Genomic DNA, 15,782 nt, shown 5'->3' with positions numbered 1-15,782 from the left:
AAATATTTCACAATATTGGAGGGGCTACAAATGGCCGTTGCAACAAAATTAACCAATACTCAAACAGTTGAAAAAACAATTGATCAGTTAGTTGAAAATGGACAAAAGGCTCTAAAAGAATTTCAAGGCTTTACTCAAGAAATGATTGATTCAGTTGTAAAACAAATGGCACTCGCAGGGTTAGATCAACACATGCCGCTAGCCAAGCTTGCTGTTGAAGAAACAAAACGTGGTGTGTATGAAGATAAAATTATTAAAAACATGTTTGCCACAGAATACGTTTACCACAATATTAAATACAATAAAACGGTTGGAATCATCCATGAAAACGAACATGAAGGAATATATGAGATTGCGGAGCCAGTTGGTGTGATTGCGGGGGTAACTCCTGTTACGAACCCAACTTCAACTACGATGTTTAAAGCTTTAATTTCCATAAAGACACGCAACCCGATTATTTTTGCTTTTCATCCTTCTGCTCAAAAAAGTAGCAGTGAAGCCGCTAGAATCCTTCGGGACGCAGCTATCCTAGCGGGTGCACCGGAACACTGTATCCAATGGATTGAAAAACCATCATTAGAAGCTACACAGGCATTAATGAATCACCCTAATATTGCACTCATCCTTGCTACTGGTGGAGCTGGTATGGTGAAATCTGCTTACAGCTCTGGGAAACCTGCCCTTGGTGTGGGACCTGGCAATGTCCCATGCTATATTGAAAAAACAGCCAATATTAAGCGGTCTGTGAATGATTTAATTTTATCGAAAACATTTGATAATGGAATGATCTGTGCATCAGAGCAAGCTGTCATTATTGATAAAGAAATTTACGCAGAAGTGAAAAAAGAGCTGATTTCAAATGGATGCTACTTCCTAAATGAAGAAGAAAAACAAAAAGTCGAAAAGCTCGTCATTAACGAAAAATCCTGTGCAGTGAATGCTGATATTGTTGGGATGCCTGCGTTTAAAATTGCCGAGATGGCGGAGGTAGTAGTACCGGCTGATACAAAGATTTTAATAGCTGAACTAAAAGGAGTTGGGCCACAATATCCGCTTTCAAGGGAAAAGTTAAGTCCTGTTCTTGCTTGTTATAAAGTGAATAGCACCGAAGAGGGCTTACAAAGAGCAGAGGAGATGCTTGAATTCGGTGGATTAGGTCACTCTGCAGTTATTCATACCTCAAATGATGAAGTGATGAATGAGTTCGGTAAAAGAATGAAAGCAGGCCGTATTATTGTAAATGCCCCTTCTTCTCAAGGTGCTATTGGAGATATTTATAATGCTTATATGCCTTCATTAACTTTAGGATGTGGAACATTCGGTGGAAACTCTGTATCTACGAATGTTGGTGCCATTCATTTAGTAAACATTAAAAAGATGGCGAAAAGGAATGTAAATATGCAATGGTTCAAGGTTCCACCTAAAATTTATTTCGAGAAAAACTCTACTCAATATCTAGCAAAAATGCCGAATATCTCAAAAGCACTTATTGTTACAGACCCTGGAATGGTTAAGCTAGGTTATGTAGATAAGGTGTTATACTACTTGCGCAAACGACCAGATTACGTTCACTGTGAGATCTTTTCTGATGTTGAGCCAGATCCATCTATTGAAACAGTGATGAAAGGTGCAGAGATGATGGCGAACTTCCAACCAGATGTCATCATAGCACTTGGTGGTGGTTCTGCTATGGATGCTGCAAAAGGAATGTGGTTGTTCTATGAACACCCTGAAACAGAATTCCACGGATTAAAACAGAAGTTCTTAGATATTCGTAAGCGTATTGTCAAGTATCCTAAGCTTGGAGGCAGAGCACAGTTCGTAGCCATCCCAACTACTTCTGGTACTGGTTCTGAAGTTACGTCATTCTCTGTTATTACAGATAAGAAGGCAAATATAAAATATCCATTAGCGGATTACGAATTAACACCGGATGTAGCAATTATTGATCCACAATTTGTCATGACAGTACCTAAGCACATCACTGCTGACACCGGTATGGACGTCTTAACACATGCCCTTGAAGCGTATGTATCGGTTATGGCAAATGATTATACAGACGGACTTGCCATGAAAGCAATACAGCTCGTGTTTGAATATTTACCGAGAGCATACCGTAATGGAAGCGATGAGTTAGCTCGTGAAAAAATGCATAACGCATCAACCATTGCTGGAATGGCATTTGCGAATGCATTCTTAGGAATTAACCATAGCTTAGCCCACAAACTAGGTGCCGAATTCCATATCGCTCATGGACGATCTAATACAATTTTAATGCCACATGTCATTCGTTATAATGCGACGAAGCCAAAGAAATTTACTGCATTCCCTAAGTATGAAAAATTCATTGCTGATGAAAGATATGCGGAGATTGCAAGAACATTAGGCTTACCAGCAAGAACAACGGAAGAAGGGGTGGAAAGCCTCATCCAAGCAATTATTAAGTTAGCCAAAGAGCTTGAGATTCCAATGAGTATTGAAGCAAATGGAGTTGATAAACTAAGCTTTGAAAGCAAAGTTGATTTCTTAGCTGAACGTGCTTTTGAAGATCAATGTACAACGGCTAACCCTAAGTTACCACTTGTGAGCGAGCTAGCTGATATCTACCGCGAAGCATTTAAAGGGGTTTAGATAATACACTTTATAATGGAGACGGAAGAAGTCCTTATGACGGGACTTCTTTTTTTCATGGCCTATCTTGTACGAACTAACGAGTTAAGGCATATGCTTTTCTGAGATTTTTCAGCTCGCTTAGCTGCTCAGAAAAGAATAGAAACTGCTCTCGGTCTCCTTTATCGAGTGATTGATTCACTTTAAAATTGAAATAATTTGTTCTTAATTCTAAGTCCATAAACGAACACATTTTTAAGTCGTTGTATATAGCTTCAATTTCTTTAATCGACATAAAATAACGATGATTATGATTCCATTCAACTAAAAAGAACCAACCCATCCCATCCAAATACTTTTTCTCACTCGTTATGGTTAAAGTATCCCCTTTCTCAAATTCTAAAAACTGGGCATGCTCAGAACAAGGACAATAGCACTCCACTTGATAGTGAAAGTTTTTAAGGATAATAAAATTTTGATGATACATCTATCTCATCCTTTCAAGACTGGCTATATAATTGTCTATTTAACGGACTTTGTAATAAGTTAAATATAATTGATATTGATTATCAATGTCAATTATCTAATAGAAAAAGTCAAAAAAATTCTAGCTCCATAGAATTGAAGCTAGAATTTCACAAGAAACTTTTAGTCTATTTCACCTTGATGTTAAAACTCCCTGTTATTCTAGAAGGATAGTCATTAATCGTAAGTATTAGCGGACTTTCATAAGGTCTATCCTCAATGTAATATTGCTGATATTGAGTATCACCATCGGAAGAGCTTCCGCTCGAATTAGAGAAATACTCCTTTTGAGAAGCGTCCTTATAAGTAGACGAAAATAGATCAAAGTGTCTATCTTTGTCGCTAGGGTCAGTAATCTTAAGGTTGAAATCTAGAACCAGCCCTTCAGTACTTTTCCTCACCCCTTTAAATGTCAGCCTTTCGTCCGGAAGATTTAGTAGCTTCCCTTGTTCAAGATCTACTTCCACATGTAAGCTTTTCTTTTCTAAAGCCCTCACGCTAGTTCCCTTAATATAGATATTTTCAGGTTTCGAAAAATAGTTACTTTGGAAATAAAGAATGACTCGATTTTCGTCTATGTGACTCGCACTGACACCGTTATTAATCGTTCCAAAAGACTCTCCTTTTTCGTCGACTAGCATAATGTCATCAAACTGAAAGATTTTCTTTGTATTGTCTGGGTCATACTCGACTTCTAAACCTATTCTAGTTGGGTGAATGACCATCTCTTTAAACGTGAATTTCTGGCCACCAATCTCAACCGTTTCATTCAGTTCGTGTACTTCTTTTAGCCCTGTAAAAAGATTTTTATCGATGGGTACCTTCATATTCCAAGTTGAAATGACTTCAGCAGAGTGCCTTTGATCTGAAGTGGATTCTTCACCCGCTGCTCGTGCTAACTTTACCTTTGCATAAATAGTTTCTGGGAATGAAGCTCCTTCTTGCATAGATATATCAATGACTCCCTCTTCACTAACCCATGTACTTTCAAAATTAGAAGAGCCGTAGCTAACTCCATAATTTCTTAAAGGATGATCATTTTCATCAGTAAATTCAATTCCATTTATAAATACATCCTCTTTTACACTACCATCGTTCTCCATTGTATAAAACAATAGAATCCTTGATTCATCTGCCATTAAAGCATCTATGGTGAACTTTATTCCATCGTGCTCATCGAAAACACCAATAGGTCTAATAAAATCGTTCTCTAAAGCAAGCTTTAGTCCCTTATCCATTGTGATTAATTTTACGAGTCCCTCAAAAATTGGCACCTTCCCCATTTGAGCCGCAACTGTTGGAGAAAACCGTATCGATCCAACGAGAAACAGTAAAAGACAAGCTACTAAAAGGGACGCTTTTTTCCAATATCCCGTTTTAGAGGTTCTATTCTTTTTCCCTTTTCTCAATCCACTCAAAATATAATCATCTATACGACTAGGAATCTCAATTTGATCCAATTGATTTTTCCTTTCGTTTAGAAACTTTTCTTCTTTTTCATTCAACCTATTCACCCTCTTCATGAATAAATGATCGCAAACCTTTTAATCCTTTGTTTAACCATGTTTTAATAGTTCCTTCTGGACGTTCTACAATCTCTGCAATTTCTGAAATCGTAAATTCTTGAAAATACTTAAGTTCAATAATAGATCTATATTTTGGTTCCATCATCTCTAAGGCTCTTTCAATATGAAGTTTATTGAAGTTAATGACCGGGCGATCCGTTTGTAGTTCTTTTACATTTTCCAAATCCATTTCATGACCAACCATTCTTGAATTCTTCTTACATTGATCAATACAATAATTAATCATGATTCGTACTAACCACGTAGTAAAAAACTGATCTTCTTTTAACTTTTGAATCCTTGTATATGCGCGAAAGGTGACCTCTTGAATAGCCTCAAGAGCATCCGTCTCATTTTTCAAGTAAGAGTAAGCAATTCGGTATAACTTTTCCTTGTTAAGAAGAATGAGTTGGTAAAAGGCATCATCATCCCCACTCTTTGCAGCTTTCACTAGTTTTTTCTGCGTCAATTTAATCCCCCCTAGCTGCAAGCTTTTCTAATTGTCTACTCATTAGACTGAGTTCTACTTAAAACTGTTTTACTAATTTTAATTTTTTTTGGACTTTTTTAATAAACGACCTGTTATAGCCCCATTTTACGTATAATAGAGGACTTTATATAATGGTTAAAGAATTTATCTTTGTAACTATTTCTAGTAGAGAGGTCATTTAAATGAAAATAGGCTTAGCACAAACAAAGTTTCCTTCATCAGCTGCTGAAGGATTGCAATCCGTAAAGGATATGATCGTAAAAGCATCTCTAGAGAATTGTGATCTTATTTGTTTTCCTGAATCTATCGTACCAGGTCTTCGTGGGGTGGGATATGAAGTAGAAGAATATAATCATGAGTTTCAAAGAACTGCTATTGAAGAAATCTGTAAGCTGGCTAAGGAAACTGCCACTGCTGTCATATTACCAATAGAATGGAAGGACGAGTTAGGGCTACACTTAGTTGCCTTTGTCATCTCAGAACATGGTGAGGTGTTAGATTATCAGATTAAGAACCAAATTGATCCCACTGAGGATTTTTTCGGGTATGTTCCTGGTGAAGGCCGTAAACTATTCGAGATTAAAGATGTGAAATTTGGAATTGTTATATGCCATGAAGGGTGGAGATACCCTGAAACCGTTAGATGGGCAGCCCAGCGAGAAGCGACAATCGTGTTTCACCCACAGTTTACTGGTGATGTCAGCAACCCAGAATTTTTTAACGGTGCCATGGTCTGTAGAAGCCTAGAAAATAACATCTACTTTGCTAGCGTAAACTACGCGTTAGAAAACCAAGGAAGCACCACTTCTCTTATTTCTCCTAAAGGAGAGGTTTTACGTACTGCCGTTGAAGGGCAGGAAGAATTAATCGTTTATAATATTGACCCATCAGAAGCAACCAGGCTACTAGCTAATAGGTTCCGCCCACAATTACTATAAGTAGAGTCCTAAACTAACTAAGTTATACATAACTTTCATCCAAATTGGAAATCTTATCGGTTGAGGTGATCCTAATGGACTTAAATCGCGTAAAAGAGATACTTACGTCTGATGAAGAGATTTCGGTACATTTTCATGGCGTTCCTGTATGGATTGAAAGTGTAGATGATACATCCAGTATGGCTACTGTCCATGCTAGAGGCTCTCATGAGGAAAAACAACTTGTCTCTATCGATTCATTAGAGGAAAAATAACCATTTCGTAAAGGAAATGAGTTCCACCATGATCATACATAAAAGAACGCCTTAACCCGCTTTAAATTACACGGGAGAAGGCGTTTTTTTAAAATTATAAATTAAAAGCCTTATGTTCATCTAGACAGCCTGTTAATGTACAAACGACATTGCGACCGTTTTGCTTAGCTTTGTATAAGGCATCATCCGCTTCTTGAAAAAGCATATCTGGTACTTCAATTGCTTGATGATATGCAGCAACACCTACAGATATCGTTAGTTGAATCGTTCTTTTATCAGAAAGTATAAACGTATGTTGTTCGACCGCTTGTCTAATTCTTTCTGCTATTTCATTAGCTCGATCGGTTGGACAATTTGGTAGTAGAACGGAAAACTCCTCTCCACCATTCCTAGAGACAATATCTTCTTCTCTCGTAAGCGTTGAAAGCAAATTGGCTAATTGCTTTAACACTTCGTCACCAGCTGGATGACCATATGTATCATTTATATGTTTAAAATGATCAACATCGACTAAACAAATGGCACAATTCCCTTTTGCGGCAATCGTATCTGCTAACATTGTGTTATAGAAATAATCAAAGGATCTCACATTAAATAACCCTGTAAGAGGATCTCGTTTTGATCTTTCCTTGTACTTATTATATAGCTCACTGTTTCTTCTAATGTATAGAACAAAATAAAAGATTAAGACTCCACCAATAAACGTACTAAAGATATGGAAGAACGCAATATTTAACACTAGGAAAAAGTCGTCAGAAACTATATACAGGGCTAGTGAGAAGATGGATTGACTATAGAACAATAGTAATATCCACTTTTTCCAAGAGGTAAATTTCACCCTATGTGCAATAAAACCTGCTCCCAATGCGATGGTAAGCATCATAAAAAGGGATACCACAGAAGAAAAATTAACAGCAATCATAAATCTCCCGATGGATATAACAATAGCCGCAATGATGGTGGGGATGTAGCCACCATAAAAAGCTACTAAAATGACTGGAATATGTCTTAAATCTAGAATCGTTATCTCACTGACTTGAATGCTGTAATGCATTAAGATAATTCCTAGAATACCTGCTATTAAACCATCTAAAAACTTTATCTTTATTGGTGAAGAAAAGGTAAGACGATTATGGCTCAAAAGCTGATGCCATACAAAAGTAAACGACATTAAGATGGATATATTAACGATTAAATCACTAAACATTTAGCAACCGTCCCTTTTGATAAATATCTAGTAATATTGTACCACAGCCAACCATTTCTTGGCATTTTATTAAATGGGTAAAAAGAATTATATATTCGGATTTATTTGCTAATAATCAACATTTGCTGTAAATTATAGTCTAAAATCCTGTAATAAATCGTTATCTTAAAACCATTTTATAATAAATACCTTTATAACTCTCCACGTGGTAGAATATATGTACTACACAAACTCATTATTTAGGAGGATCCTTAAATGACTGAAAACAACTCTGAAAAGAAGAAAATTAGTTTGCAAGATGCCATTAAACAACAACTTCAAAATAAAAAAAATCAATCAGCTGGTGGTAAAGGGAATACAAACTTAGATCAAACAACGAAGAAAATGAAAAGCCAACAGACAAAGAAAGTTAGTAACCAACGTAGAAAAATGGGTGTTTAATGAACGGTCAATATAGAAAAGATGTTATACCTGGAATTCAAGTTGATATTGTGTTGAAAGCTGACCAAAGAACCGGTAAGCTAACAAGTGGAGTGGTTCAAGACATATTAACGAACTCCTCTTTTCATCCACACGGCATTAAAGTAAGGCTAAAAGATGGACAAGTAGGTAGAGTTCAAAAGATCAAAGAATAAACAGCAAAGCATTGGGGTGTATAGACCTGATGCTTTTTTTATTTCACAAGAGAATAAACCCTCGTTCATTTAAAAATAATAACAACATTAAGCGAAAGTTTAGGGAGGGTTGGTTTTATGGGTGATAAAAATGAGAAAAGCGTCCCTAATGTTTCTGGTTCCTTCCAAATTGTCGGTAATCAACGACAAGACTCTTTAAAAGAAGTTCAAAAAGAAAAGGATTTAGATGATGAATCTTTATATTATGCCCGCTTGTTTATGGAAGATTGATTGGTAAGGGGATAGAAAAAGCCTTTGGATGAGGATCCAAAGGCTTGTTATTTATTCCACTTTAAAGTGTTTTAGATCTTCCTGTAAATCATGAGCCATTTTATTTAGCATAATAGAAGATGAAGTTATTTCCTCCATCGTCGCTGTCTGTTCTTCAATAGAAGCAGCAACATGCTGCGTGCTTCCACTTGTCTGCTCCGTAATGGCAGCGATATTTTCTATCATCTTCGTCATATTATGAGAATTTTGATTTACTCTTTCGATGGTAGTCGCTACTTCTTTCGCTTGGTTAGACACTTCTTGGATTTGCTTTACGATATCCTTAAATGACTCTCCTGTTTCATTCACCATTTCAATTCCTTTTTCAACCGTTTCAGTTCCTGTCACCATTGAGTCTACTGCATTCTTTGTTTCTAGTTGAATTTCTTTAACTAATTGCTGAATATTGCCTGCTGCGGTTCCTGACTGTTCTGCGAGTTTTCTAACTTCGTCCGCAACAACAGCAAACCCTTTTCCATGCTCCCCAGCTCTAGCAGCTTCGATCGCTGCATTTAAAGCCAATAAATTCGTTTGGTCTGCAATCTGAGTAATAACATCAACAATATGGCCAATTTCACTTGATTTATCGCCGAGTGAATTTATTAGACTTGATGACTCCTGGACAGAAGCTTGTACAAGGCTCATTTGCTGAACAGTGCCATTTACAATTTTAATTCCTTCATCTGCTTTCCGATTCGCTTTGTCTGAAACATTGGCTACAGATTGAATAGACTTAGATGTTTGTTCCATCTCATCCGAAATTGCTTTTGATGATTGAGTTAATTCATATGCGCTACTTGCCTGGTTATCTGCTCCAGTAACTACTTCTTGAACAGAAATAGATATTTGTTCAATTGCCTTATTATTCTGTTCAGCTCCTAATTTTAATTCTTCCGACGAAGATGCAACCTTTATGACGGTTTCGTTCGTCTTTTGTATGAGTGTTCTCAAGTTCTCAATCATAGAGTTATACGAATTCGCTAGTCTTCCGATTTCATCTTTAGCATGATACTCTACAACAGCCGTCAAGTCTCCTGCTGCGGCTCTTTGCGTTGCCTCAACAACTTTATTTAAAGGGTTAATAACGATGAAACGGATGAAAAATTGAATGATTAACGTTGACACAATAAGGGTAATTCCCGTATTGATCATTACACCATAACTTCCATCTACATACTGTTTGACAAACGAATTGATGAAGGAGGATATCGGTGAACTGATAAGTAAACTAATTATTACTGCTAATAAGATCTTAATTCGAATACTTCTGGTTACCATTGAGGTATTCACAACACTGTTAACATTGCTGTTCAGAGATTTTAATAATGTGTCATTTTGCTTTCTGTCCATAATTTATCTCTCCCTTTTATAAGTCCTTTTAGCTAGAAATGAAGGAATAGTTTTATATTTCATATACATTTTACCAGAAACAATTAATTACTCTAAGTATTTTGTACTACAAATAAAGCTGTTGAATATTTTTTTAGACTGATTCAAATGAAAAGGACCTAAAAAAGTGAACCTTTTCATCTTCTTAATTGTTACATATATAGAGCCGCACAAAAGGAGGGAAAAAACGTGACGGAGAAAGAGCTATTTTTTACATACCATCAAGACATTTATAGAACTTGTTACTATATGCTTCAGAACAAACAAGATGCTGAGGATACCTGTCATGAAATCTTTATGAAAATATTTCAAAAAGACTATCAATCCATTGAAAAACTTAAGCCATGGATGTTACCAGAAACGGCTGAAAATGAAGCATATCAACTATTTATCATTGCAGATATTTTAACAAAGGAAGAAATGGAAAAAGTTTTGTTATCAATGCTTCCATAAGTTGAAAAAGTTATCAATAAGCAACCCTCCCTTAAATTTTAAGGGAGGGTCTTATTATACTTCTCTTCTCATTAAAACTTGAGTAACTGTTGGAGAAAATCCTAGTTCTTTTAAAACGGCATACGTTATACTACTGTTTTGGACTGGAAGATTTGGTATTAGTCTTCTAATGTCATCTGAAAAATCTCCAAAAACATGCAGGATTAATTCAAGTGTAATTCTTGATGCTTCTTCTAGCCTCGGATCTGCTTCACATTGAAACAATACGGTTCCTACATGCTCACCTTGATCATTATAACTTTTTCTAAAGTTAGCATAGCCTACTTCTGTTCCTTCAGAATTATACGCAACAATTGCTTGGCTATCTTTAGCACTTCTCCAATTGGTTTGCCATGCGTTGAAATGTTTATAAAAAGGAATATGTTCAAGTAAAGGGGTAGGAAGATTTTCTATCCGATAATCCTTAGGTGTAGTTTGTCTTCCTGTAACAGGTCCCTTTAGCTCTAAATACTCTAGGTCATCTATAATGCTATACCCTAATTTTTCGTAAAGTTTAATAGCATTCGCATTTTCACTAATTGCCTCTAAGTACGCAACATCAACTTTTTCATTTTTATATAGATTGATGGCAGCTTCTATCAGCTTTTTACCCACACCTTTACTTCTATATGCAGGGGCAACACCCGTTCCACCATTCCAGGCTACCTTCTTACCATTCAACGTTCTAATTCCACTTTTAACAATCCCAATAGGTTGTTTATGGTCAAACGCAACGATAGATAGTGTCGGAGATATCCCTTCCGATGCCATTCTATTTACGAATTGATCCACGGTTATTTTCATATCGAAAAAATATCCCTCAAATCCTAAATTCCACGCCTCTACAGCCTCTTCTAGTGTACATTCTGCTAAACGTTTAATCTCAACCATTGGAAATTCCCCTTATTATATTTATTTAGCTTTCCAAAAAAAAGATGACTAGTCAGTTTATATTGGATAACTCATTTTGAAAAAGACTCTAGCATAATAATCTTAATGCACTCCAAACTTTTCGTCCCAGGATCCTTGTTGTTTTCTTATGCTAACGATTTGACCAATATGATAGGCGTTATGAATGCAAAGATGTGTAAGGGTAGATACCCATGTTCCTGACTGCTCTGGTACGATGGAATCCAACTTGTCGTCTTCACAATCGGCAATCACCTTCTTCCATTTACACATTAATGTGTTAAATTCTTCTACTGCATCCTTCCAACTTAGCTCTCCAAAGAAAGTATCCCTATTCTCGACTGTCATTTCCTTATTTTCGATTCCTAAAAATCGATTTAGATATCTGGCATTCCAAAAATTTAAGTGATTTACAATTTCTAAAATACTATTTGTACCCTCACATTCCTTCCAGTTCGCATTATTTGGAGATAACCCTTCAATAGCTGATTGAAAAGACACAAACCAACCATTGGAGTTATGACTTGCTGATAATTGTTCTAACAAAATATTTTTTCGATCCATATCAGTGTCCTCCTTTAATCATCTTCAACTAATATATTCTGAGAAGAATCTTTTTATTAAATCCATTAGTACGGTTGGTTTTTCAATGACAGACCAGTGACCACATTCTTTAATAATCTCTAATTTTGTATGAGGGAGATACTTAATCAGGACCTCTTGTAATTTATCAGGAGTAATAATGTCGTTTTCTCCTTGAGCAACTACTATTGGTATATGTTCTAACTTCCTAGATTCATTAGATAAATCATAATGTTTTTTAATATCTTCACCAACAATCATGTTAACCTCGTTATTCGCTTTCGTGACTGATTTCTTATGTAAACTTTCAACAGAGAAAACATAATAAGGATCAATAATACTAAAAACTTCTTCTACGGTTGCTTCCTCGTTTCTTAGCCTTTCCATTACTTTTTCCAAATCACTCTTATCTTTGTCACTTAATCTACTAAGTAATTCCTGTTCAAATCCAAGATACCCATCTAGTACAGCCCCTACTGCAGCAGTTAGGAACAGTTTATTAACGTGTGTAGGATAAGCACAAGCATAGGATAGTGCGAGCATTGAGCCCCATGATTCACCAACTAAGTTTAGTTTTTCAATCCCTAAATGAGTTCTTAACTCTTCTAATGTTTCAATCTCCTCTTGAATAGAGTAGGCTTTGTCGGTTGATTCTTCAGAACGGCCGCATCCTCGTTGGTCATAAAACACTAGCTTAAAATCCTTTGATAGCTCCTCTAAGTGAGGCAAGAAGTATCTATGCTCTCCCCCTGGCCCACCGTGTAAAAAAACAAGGGGTTCCCCATCACCTATGGTTCTAGTAAATATATTTAAACCTCTTAGCTTAATAAAATTCTCTTCCAATTATAACACCTCACCCAGATATATATAGACTGATTAGTTTATTACATTATATAACATTTGCAACTCTTTATGCGACAATTAACTTCTGGACTTTTAATTTGGATTATGATGAAATAAAAAAAAAAACGCACATGTCAAGTGCGCGCTAAGGTTTAATGACTTTCTTTAAGAATATTGATTTTTGCTCCTTGAGAAGCTCATGGTAAGGATAATTGGGAAAAAGTAAATTTTGTAATGTTGCTCCGTCAACAAATGACCAAAACATTTCAGCATATACCTCTATATTCAACTCTTTCCTAAATTCGCCACTAATGACTCCCTTTGATAAAATCCCTTCAATAATCTTCATCTTAGTATCTTTCAGACTATTCTCAAGAACTTCCTTAAGCTCTTCATTTCTCGAAGAAGATAATTGGAATTCAAATTTAACCAATGAGTAATCTTTTTGTAGCTCTGTGCTGGGGTCTTGATCTATCAAGTAATCAAATAGAAATTTCATTTGGTCAATGGCTGTATGGAGCTTATTGATTTGAACGGTTAATTCGTCATAGATATTTTTCGTACTAACCTCTAGAAGATCAATATATATTTCTTCCTTACTTTTAAAGTAATTGTATATAGAGCCTTTGCTAATTCCGGAATGCTTCACTATATCGTCAATCGTGGCTACATCGTATCCCTTTTGCGAAAAGCAAGCCAAGGCACTATCAAGAATTTGTTTTTTTCTCTGATTCTTATGTTCTTCTGATACAATTGGCATACGTACCTCCGGGGTTAAAATAGTAGCAGATGAGGTTTAATCACTATAATTTTAACTTTTCTATATATGCTTCTTTCATCTCTCTTAACACGTCATAATACGGGAAATCGTTATAAACAGCCTGTAGACTCACCCCATCAATAATGGTCCAAAACTGATGTGCAAAAATTTCTGGATCTACTTCATTGTTTATCTCTTTAGCTTCCTGGCCTTCTTTCAAAACATCCACCAGTAAATTAATAAAAGTATCTCTTCTTCTCGTTAATAATTCTAGTAGTTTTTCATTTCTTGTACAGTGTAATGTGAATTCATAAAAAACAACGATATAGCGGAAGCGCTCATGTTCAAAAGGATTTGTGTTAAGGTAACCATCGAAGATAAAATTAATTTTACTTAAGGTAGACCTTAGTTTTGAGAAGTTATCTCTAATATTCTCTATATTTTTTGCGGTGGCCCTATTTAATACTTCTAAATATATTTCGTCTTTACTCTTAAAATAGTTGTAGATAGCCCCTTTACTAATACCAGAATGGGACACAATATCATCTATTGTGGAAGATTGAAAGCCCTTGTCCGCAAAACAAGAAAGAGCACTTTTTAAAATCTGTTCTTTTTTCTTTTCTTTATACTCCTCTGATACGATTGGTGGCATTTTAACCTCCGAGAATTTTAATCTTCTATTAATCGATTATTTTTCATAAGCTGAATTAGAATTAGTATGTGAAGTTTTTTTCATAGTTCAATTTTATTAAAGCATAACCCCTCTACTATTGACAACAGATTGGGGACAGACCGTTAAAGGGAATTAAGAAGGTAATAGCGAATACCATCTAAAGATGGCTTTAGAGGGGGCGACTGAATTGACTTATTCAGAATTTACGTTTGTTGCACAAACGGATCGAGGTCATGTTAGCAATGTTAAGCTTTTTGATTACCTAGATCAAGCACGTAAGGATTGGTATACGTTTTGTGTAAAAGCAGCTGGCGTTGAAGCCGTGGTTGTACATATTGGAGTGGATTACAAACAAGAGGTATTCCAAGGAAATAAATTGTTTATAAAGACATGGATTGAACGAATTGGAAATACAAGTTTTACCCTTAAACAAACTATGGTTAATGAGTTAGGGGAGTTAGTGGTTTCGGCTGATGTCATCCTAACGACTATTAATCGCCAAACCCGAGAAAAAACGTCTGTCCCAAGCAAGATTCGAGCTCTTCTTACCCAGGATTCCATTCTGGATTTATCCTTGATAGTGAGTCAAACGAAACCTTGCAAATAGAGAAGGAAAACACGCATGATAGGTAATGCGTGTTTATTCTATATTTAAGAGATATTTTTCAGCTGGAATGTTTTTGCTTTTTCAAGCGTAACCAGTGTGATGATTTTAGAGTTAAAAATGAACTCGATGTCTGCTTTTAGATCAATGTGTCATCATGTCAATGGATGATTTTCATTGGCATGGACGCTTGGATTGCTCCAAGCCATACCTTATTTCTTAAAACTAACTCGATAATCATCTAGTTTATCAAGTAATTTCTTATGTAACCCGCTCAACCATTCAGGATAATCCCGTGATTCTTCCAAATCTACGGTTCTAAGGAGCTTAGCAAATGTCACAAGATTATGCATTCTTAAAAACCAAGGTAATTCCTTTAAAATTTCTTTATCTAATTCCATTCTTTGTTCATATCCATTCAAAAACTGCTGCAAAGAAGGATTCTCCCAGTTTACCCCATCTTCTAGAATGTCTCTTAATGCATAAGCAATATCTGCAACATACCAATGACTACAACAATCATCAAAATCCAATATACTTACTGCTGAATGATTCCAACAAAGATTATCAAGTTCGAACTCCAACACGGAGTCTATGCTGTTTCGTGACATCTTTTCTTTTCAAAATAAGGAAAACAGCACCATAATCTGTTTAAAAGCAGTTTAAAGTACTTAATTAGCAACATATTTTACGAAAAGAGCCTTTGCTATTGACACCTTGCTGCCTAATTGATTATACTTTTTTAAAATATTGAAACGTAGAAGAGGACTAGTAAAATAACCCTGTCTTTGAAGAGAGGATACTGTTTGGTGAAAGGTATCTATAGACATTTATTTGAACCTACCTCTGAGTTCTGTATCAGAAAAGATACAGCGGTTGAACACCGTTACCGTGTTGAGTGTAAAGCTGTGCTTTAAATTAGGGTGGTACCACCAGGAATGGTCCCTATTTTAAGCGCGGCTTTTTTGTATTACTAGGAACTTATTATATTTGAGGT

19 protein-coding genes and 1 other annotated feature are annotated in these 15,782 nt (G+C 35.8%); of the genes, 8 read left to right on the top strand and 11 right to left on the bottom strand.

The window, feature by feature from the left end; translation table 11 throughout:
- The first annotated feature begins 30 nt into the window (after positions 1-30).
- Entirely contained in the window at positions 31-2,631 is a 2,601-nt protein-coding gene (gene adhE, locus ACFYKX_RS20310; protein ID WP_389363081.1) for a bifunctional acetaldehyde-CoA/alcohol dehydrogenase, read from the top strand.
- A gap of 76 nt (positions 2,632-2,707) precedes the next feature.
- On the opposite strand, the gene ACFYKX_RS20305 is transcribed toward adhE, so the two are convergent.
- The 3 genes from ACFYKX_RS20305 to ACFYKX_RS20295 all read right to left on the bottom strand — a co-directional run bounded on the left by ACFYKX_RS20305 (position 2,708) and on the right by ACFYKX_RS20295 (position 5,169).
- Positions 2,708-3,097 (bottom strand): hypothetical protein, encoded by a 390-nt coding sequence (locus ACFYKX_RS20305; RefSeq protein WP_389363079.1) that lies wholly within the window; start codon positions 3,095-3,097, stop codon positions 2,708-2,710.
- A gap of 166 nt (positions 3,098-3,263) precedes the next feature.
- Positions 3,264-4,640, bottom strand: coding sequence for a DUF4179 domain-containing protein (locus tag ACFYKX_RS20300; protein WP_389363077.1), 1,377 nt, complete (start codon positions 4,638-4,640; stop codon positions 3,264-3,266).
- A 1-nt stretch (position 4,641) separates the two neighbouring features.
- Positions 4,642-5,169, bottom strand: coding sequence for a sigma-70 family RNA polymerase sigma factor (locus tag ACFYKX_RS20295; protein ID WP_389363075.1), 528 nt, complete (start codon positions 5,167-5,169; stop codon positions 4,642-4,644).
- Positions 5,170-5,372: 203 nt separating this feature from the next.
- On the opposite strand from ACFYKX_RS20295, the gene ACFYKX_RS20290 reads away from it, so the two are divergent.
- Both ACFYKX_RS20290 and ACFYKX_RS20285 read left to right on the top strand, forming a co-directional pair.
- Complete coding sequence (locus ACFYKX_RS20290) at positions 5,373-6,128, top strand: carbon-nitrogen hydrolase family protein (protein ID WP_389363073.1); 756 nt, start codon at positions 5,373-5,375, stop codon at positions 6,126-6,128.
- A 74-nt stretch (positions 6,129-6,202) separates the two neighbouring features.
- Positions 6,203-6,382, top strand: coding sequence for an H-type small acid-soluble spore protein (locus ACFYKX_RS20285; protein ID WP_389363071.1), 180 nt, complete (start codon positions 6,203-6,205; stop codon positions 6,380-6,382).
- A 94-nt stretch (positions 6,383-6,476) separates the two neighbouring features.
- Here the strand turns inward: ACFYKX_RS20285 and ACFYKX_RS20280 are convergent, their stop codons facing one another.
- Positions 6,477-7,589, bottom strand: a complete 1,113-nt coding sequence (locus ACFYKX_RS20280; RefSeq protein ID WP_389363069.1) for a GGDEF domain-containing protein — start codon at positions 7,587-7,589, stop codon at positions 6,477-6,479.
- 255 nt (positions 7,590-7,844) lie between these two features.
- Here ACFYKX_RS20280 and ACFYKX_RS20275 point away from each other — a divergent pair, with 255 nt between their 5' ends.
- The 3 genes from ACFYKX_RS20275 to ACFYKX_RS20265 all read left to right on the top strand — a co-directional run bounded on the left by ACFYKX_RS20275 (position 7,845) and on the right by ACFYKX_RS20265 (position 8,494).
- Complete coding sequence (locus ACFYKX_RS20275; protein WP_389363067.1) at positions 7,845-8,030, top strand: hypothetical protein; 186 nt, start codon at positions 7,845-7,847, stop codon at positions 8,028-8,030.
- Positions 8,030-8,224 carry a YwbE family protein gene (locus tag ACFYKX_RS20270; RefSeq protein WP_389363065.1) on the top strand — a complete coding sequence of 65 codons (195 nt, stop codon included), beginning with the start codon at positions 8,030-8,032 and terminating at the stop codon, positions 8,222-8,224. The genes ACFYKX_RS20275 and ACFYKX_RS20270 overlap by 1 nt, the downstream gene beginning before the upstream one ends.
- Before the next feature lie 117 nt (positions 8,225-8,341).
- The gene (locus ACFYKX_RS20265) at positions 8,342-8,494 is read left to right on the top strand and encodes a hypothetical protein (protein WP_389363063.1); all 153 of its coding nucleotides are present in this window, start codon (positions 8,342-8,344) and stop codon (positions 8,492-8,494) included.
- 51 nt (positions 8,495-8,545) lie between these two features.
- Here ACFYKX_RS20265 and ACFYKX_RS20260 read toward each other — a convergent pair whose 3' ends face one another.
- Entirely contained in the window at positions 8,546-9,883 is a 1,338-nt protein-coding gene (locus tag ACFYKX_RS20260) for a methyl-accepting chemotaxis protein (protein ID WP_389363061.1), read from the bottom strand.
- A gap of 228 nt (positions 9,884-10,111) precedes the next feature.
- On the opposite strand from ACFYKX_RS20260, the gene ACFYKX_RS20255 reads away from it, so the two are divergent.
- A complete protein-coding gene (locus tag ACFYKX_RS20255; protein WP_389363060.1) occupies positions 10,112-10,375 on the top strand; it encodes a sigma factor in 264 nt (87 codons plus the stop codon).
- Between the two features lie 54 nt (positions 10,376-10,429).
- On the opposite strand, the gene ACFYKX_RS20250 is transcribed toward ACFYKX_RS20255, so the two are convergent.
- From ACFYKX_RS20250 to ACFYKX_RS20230, 5 genes are all read right to left on the bottom strand, one after another.
- Positions 10,430-11,305: a GNAT family N-acetyltransferase gene (locus ACFYKX_RS20250; RefSeq protein ID WP_389363058.1), complete on the bottom strand. Its 876-nt coding sequence runs from the start codon at positions 11,303-11,305 to the stop codon at positions 10,430-10,432.
- 102 nt (positions 11,306-11,407) lie between these two features.
- Positions 11,408-11,887 carry a DinB family protein gene (locus tag ACFYKX_RS20245; RefSeq protein WP_389363056.1) on the bottom strand — a complete coding sequence of 160 codons (480 nt, stop codon included), beginning with the start codon at positions 11,885-11,887 and terminating at the stop codon, positions 11,408-11,410.
- Between the two features lie 24 nt (positions 11,888-11,911).
- Positions 11,912-12,748: an alpha/beta fold hydrolase gene (locus ACFYKX_RS20240; protein WP_389363054.1), complete on the bottom strand. Its 837-nt coding sequence runs from the start codon at positions 12,746-12,748 to the stop codon at positions 11,912-11,914.
- Between the two features lie 145 nt (positions 12,749-12,893).
- Positions 12,894-13,508, bottom strand: a complete 615-nt coding sequence (locus tag ACFYKX_RS20235; RefSeq protein ID WP_389363052.1) for a TetR/AcrR family transcriptional regulator — start codon at positions 13,506-13,508, stop codon at positions 12,894-12,896.
- 43 nt (positions 13,509-13,551) lie between these two features.
- Positions 13,552-14,160, bottom strand: coding sequence for a TetR/AcrR family transcriptional regulator (locus ACFYKX_RS20230; RefSeq protein ID WP_389363050.1), 609 nt, complete (start codon positions 14,158-14,160; stop codon positions 13,552-13,554).
- 208 nt (positions 14,161-14,368) lie between these two features.
- Between ACFYKX_RS20230 and ACFYKX_RS20225 the strand changes: the two genes are divergently transcribed.
- Positions 14,369-14,788 (top strand): acyl-CoA thioesterase, encoded by a 420-nt coding sequence (locus ACFYKX_RS20225; RefSeq protein WP_389363048.1) that lies wholly within the window; start codon positions 14,369-14,371, stop codon positions 14,786-14,788.
- A 209-nt stretch (positions 14,789-14,997) separates the two neighbouring features.
- On the opposite strand, the gene ACFYKX_RS20220 is transcribed toward ACFYKX_RS20225, so the two are convergent.
- Positions 14,998-15,318 carry a hypothetical protein gene (locus tag ACFYKX_RS20220; protein WP_389363046.1) on the bottom strand — a complete coding sequence of 107 codons (321 nt, stop codon included), beginning with the start codon at positions 15,316-15,318 and terminating at the stop codon, positions 14,998-15,000.
- A 216-nt stretch (positions 15,319-15,534) separates the two neighbouring features.
- Positions 15,535-15,735, top strand: a binding site (T-box leader).
- Positions 15,736-15,782: the final 47 nt, after the last annotated feature.

The sequence above is a fragment of the Cytobacillus spartinae genome (assembly GCF_042865285.1).
GTDB classification, from domain to species: Bacteria; Bacillota; Bacilli; order Bacillales; family Cytobacillaceae; genus Robertmurraya_A; species Robertmurraya_A spartinae.
This window is presented reverse-complemented; position numbering and strand designations above follow the sequence as displayed.

Excerpts from the sequence above, each read along its gene's own strand:
- ACFYKX_RS20245 (WP_389363056.1), bottom strand. The coding sequence starts at position 11,887 with ATGGATCGAAAAAATATTTTGTTAGAACAATTATCAGCAAGTCATAAC.
- ACFYKX_RS20280 (WP_389363069.1), bottom strand. The coding sequence starts at position 7,589 with ATGTTTAGTGATTTAATCGTTAATATATCCATCTTAATGTCGTTTACT.
- ACFYKX_RS20235 (WP_389363052.1), bottom strand. The coding sequence starts at position 13,508 with ATGCCAATTGTATCAGAAGAACATAAGAATCAGAGAAAAAAACAAATT.
- ACFYKX_RS20305 (WP_389363079.1), bottom strand. The coding sequence starts at position 3,097 with ATGTATCATCAAAATTTTATTATCCTTAAAAACTTTCACTATCAAGTG.
- ACFYKX_RS20250 (WP_389363058.1), bottom strand. The coding sequence starts at position 11,305 with ATGGTTGAGATTAAACGTTTAGCAGAATGTACACTAGAAGAGGCTGTA.
- ACFYKX_RS20260 (WP_389363061.1), bottom strand. The coding sequence starts at position 9,883 with ATGGACAGAAAGCAAAATGACACATTATTAAAATCTCTGAACAGCAAT.
- adhE (WP_389363081.1), top strand. The coding sequence starts at position 31 with ATGGCCGTTGCAACAAAATTAACCAATACTCAAACAGTTGAAAAAACA.
- ACFYKX_RS20270 (WP_389363065.1), top strand. The coding sequence starts at position 8,030 with ATGAACGGTCAATATAGAAAAGATGTTATACCTGGAATTCAAGTTGAT.
- ACFYKX_RS20290 (WP_389363073.1), top strand. The coding sequence starts at position 5,373 with ATGAAAATAGGCTTAGCACAAACAAAGTTTCCTTCATCAGCTGCTGAA.
- ACFYKX_RS20265 (WP_389363063.1), top strand. The coding sequence starts at position 8,342 with ATGGGTGATAAAAATGAGAAAAGCGTCCCTAATGTTTCTGGTTCCTTC.
- ACFYKX_RS20230 (WP_389363050.1), bottom strand. The coding sequence starts at position 14,160 with ATGCCACCAATCGTATCAGAGGAGTATAAAGAAAAGAAAAAAGAACAG.
- ACFYKX_RS20275 (WP_389363067.1), top strand. The coding sequence starts at position 7,845 with ATGACTGAAAACAACTCTGAAAAGAAGAAAATTAGTTTGCAAGATGCC.
- ACFYKX_RS20285 (WP_389363071.1), top strand. The coding sequence starts at position 6,203 with ATGGACTTAAATCGCGTAAAAGAGATACTTACGTCTGATGAAGAGATT.